Genomic DNA, 3,072 nt, shown 5'->3' on the forward strand with positions numbered 1-3,072 from the left:
CGCGTCGTCCGCGCAGGCGGCCCCCGTCGCGGCGGGCTCGAAAGACGTCACGAGGGCGGAGACCGTCGCCGACCTGGCCGGGCTGCGGGCGCGTGAGGGCGAGCTGGCGATCGTCGCCGGGTATCACGCGCCCGGCGACGCCGGCCTGCTCGTGTACGTGGGGGCCGGTGAGGCCGACACCGCGGTCAACGGCGGCACGGTCGTCGCCGGCAAGCGCCACACCAAGTGGGTGCTGCTCCACGACGGCACGGTCGACTTCCGGGTCTTCGGCATCACCGGACCCGAGACGGCGGCCGACGACGCGCTCGACGCGCTGGTGAACGACCCCGCCGTCCGGCGCATCGAGGCGCAGACCGACCTGCTGTTCCAGCGGCGGCACGTCTTCACCCGCTCGCACATCGAGATCGACTTCGGCGGGCACCTGGTCACCACGGAGGGGATCGAGCCGAACACCGCCGACAACCCGTTCGGCGCGGTCATGTTCTTCACCGGGGTGGCGGCAGACGTGGTCGTCGAGCACCGGCTGACCGAGCCGTGGGCGGAGCTGACCGACGCGGTCGCGGTGCCCGACGCCACCCCGTTCGCCGTCGACACCTGGTGGGCGGTGCAGTGCGACGAGGTCGCCGGTGGCGGGCGGGACGAGCGCGAGCTGCAGCGGTTCGTGCAGGTGACGCAGCAGCTCGACGCCACGCACATCCGCGTCGACTACCTCAACGGGTGGCCGCTCGACACCGGTCGCCGGCTCACCTGGCGCCGGATGGAGCCGGTCGTCGGGGTGCGCATCGCGAACATGCGGTTCCTCGGCGCGGGACCGTTCGACGGACCCACCGACGGGTCCTTCCCCGATCCGCGCGAGCGCACAGGGTCGCACCCGATCGCCTTCGAGTACGCCGTCCACTGCGACGTCGCCGACGTGCACGCCAGCCGCACCTGGTGGCCCGTGATCATGCGGCGGTGGAACACCCACTTCACCACCGAGCGCTGCTCGGTCGAGAACCCGCCCACCGTGTTCTACGGCGGTGCGGGGTACCTCACGCAGCAGATCTACAGCCTCTACGGGCGGGTCGCCGACTGCACGTCGTCGAACGCGCGACACCTGAACGACCTCACCGCGAGCGCGTACTGCATCGTCGAGAACTGTCACGGCGACGGCGACGACCAGGGCGGCAACCCGTTCACGACGCACGGCCAGTACGAGCACGACCTCACCTTCATCGGCAACTCCGGGCTGATGGACATCGCCAACTCCGGGGCGCAGTGGGGCACGGCCGCCAAGCGCATCACGGTGCGCGACCACGTGTGCTCGTGGTTCGTCGCGGGCACGAAGATCAGCGACCTGACGCTCGAGAACGTGCGGGTGATCGGCCGCTCCACGTTCGACCCGCAGGCGACCATGACCATCAACGCCGACGGGGCCCAGGTGCGCGGCTGCACCGCCGGGCTGCTGGCGATCGGGCAGCGGTCGGCACGGTCCTCGCGGCCGACGACCATCGAGGACTCCACGTTCGCGCTGCCGAAGGACCAGGTGCTCGTGCAGACGCCCGTCACGGTCCCGGTCAGCTTCGTGCGCTGCACCATCGGCGGCATCGACGGGACCAAGGCCCGCGGTTCGGGACCGGTCGAGTTCGTCGACTGCCGGCTGAGCGGCCCGGCCTCCGGCGCGCCGTTCGAGCTCGGCGCGCCGCGGGTCACGATCCGCGGTGGCACCGTGCGCGACGTGCTGCTGTCGGCGACCGCCGTGCGCGACCAGCTCATCGCCGTGGAGGGCGTGGAGCTCGGCACCGAGCGGGCCGACGTCGCCCTGCTGTCGCGGGCGGCCGGCGACGGCGTCGTCACCTGGCGTCTGAGCGGCGTGACCTCGACGGTCGCGAACGGTGCGGCGCACGCCGACATCGGCGCGGGCGTGAATCATGCGCGCATCACCGGCTCCCAGTTCGTCGGGGGGCGGTTGCGGCTGGCCGACGGGTTCGCAGAGCCGTCCACGCTGCTCTACAGCGACTCCGTGGAGCGCGGGGTCGAGACCACGGTGCCCGAGGCCGGGGACCGGGTGCTGATCGCCGACGTGCTGAGCGTGTGAGCGGCGGCCATGATGGACGACAGGGAGGACCTGGAGTGAACGACACGGCAGCTGCCACGCGCCTCGGCGACCGCATCCGCGTTCCGCGCACGCGCGCCCGCATCGGTGTGACCCGGCGCGACATCACGCCCCCGGTGGGCATCCGCGCCAAGAACTGGGGCCCCGCCGACTGGGAGCGCTCCGAGGGGGCGCATCGCCCGTTCGAGCTGACCGCGCTCGCGGTGATCGGGGCCGACGAGCGCCCCCGCGTGCTGCTCGCGGTCGATGGCACCTGGTGGCGCCGGGTCGCCGACGAGCAGGGGGTGCGCGGCGCGATCCTCGACGGTCTCGGCCTGGAACCCGACCAGCTCATGCTGTCGCTGTCGCACACGCACGCCGGCGCGGTGCTGTGCGCCGCCGACGCGCACCTGCCCGGGGGCGAGCTCATCCCCGGCTACCTGGAGGCGCTGTCCGCCGCCGGGGTCGCCGCCGGACGGGAAGCGCTCGACGGCGCCCGCCCCGGAATGATCGAGTGGACCACGGGCACCTGCACCCTCGCCGCGGAACGGGAGCTCGACCTCGACGGACGGGCGCTCGTGGGCTACAACCCGCTGGGCACCGCCGATGACACCGTGACCATCGGTCGCATCAGCGTCGACGGCCGGGTGCGGGCGACCCTGGTGAACTACGCCTGCCACCCGACCACGCTCGCCTGGCAGAGCCGCGAGGTGTCGCCGGACTACGTCGGGGCGATGCGCGAGATCGTCGAGACCGCGACCGGTGAGCCGTGCCTGTTCGTGCAGGGGGCATCGGGCGAGCTGGCCCCGCGCGAGCAGTACACGGGAGACGTGACCGTGGCCGACCGGCACGGACGCTCGCTCGGACACGCGGTCCTCGCCGCGCTCGACGCCCTGCCGCTGCCGGGCGAGGAGCTGACGCTGGACGGTGTGGTCGAGTCGGGCGCGCCGCTCGCGATCTGGACGGGGCGGCCGGTCGACCACACCGTCCAGCGTCAG

At 73.0% G+C, this 3,072-nt stretch carries 2 protein-coding genes; both read left to right on the forward strand.

Features of this window, described 5'->3' with window-relative positions; genetic code table 11:
- A partial coding sequence (locus tag DW309_RS12975) for a peptidase C14 (protein ID WP_205812762.1) occupies nt 1-2,077 on the forward strand: 2,077 nt, incomplete at its 5' end.
- A gap of 35 nt (nt 2,078-2,112) precedes the next feature.
- A partial coding sequence (locus DW309_RS12980) for a hypothetical protein (protein ID WP_136045619.1) occupies nt 2,113-3,072 on the forward strand: 960 nt, incomplete at its 3' end.

This window comes from Microbacterium sp. K41, assembly GCF_004794395.1.
In the GTDB taxonomy this organism is placed as follows: domain Bacteria; phylum Actinomycetota; class Actinomycetes; order Actinomycetales; family Microbacteriaceae; genus Microbacterium; species Microbacterium sufflavum.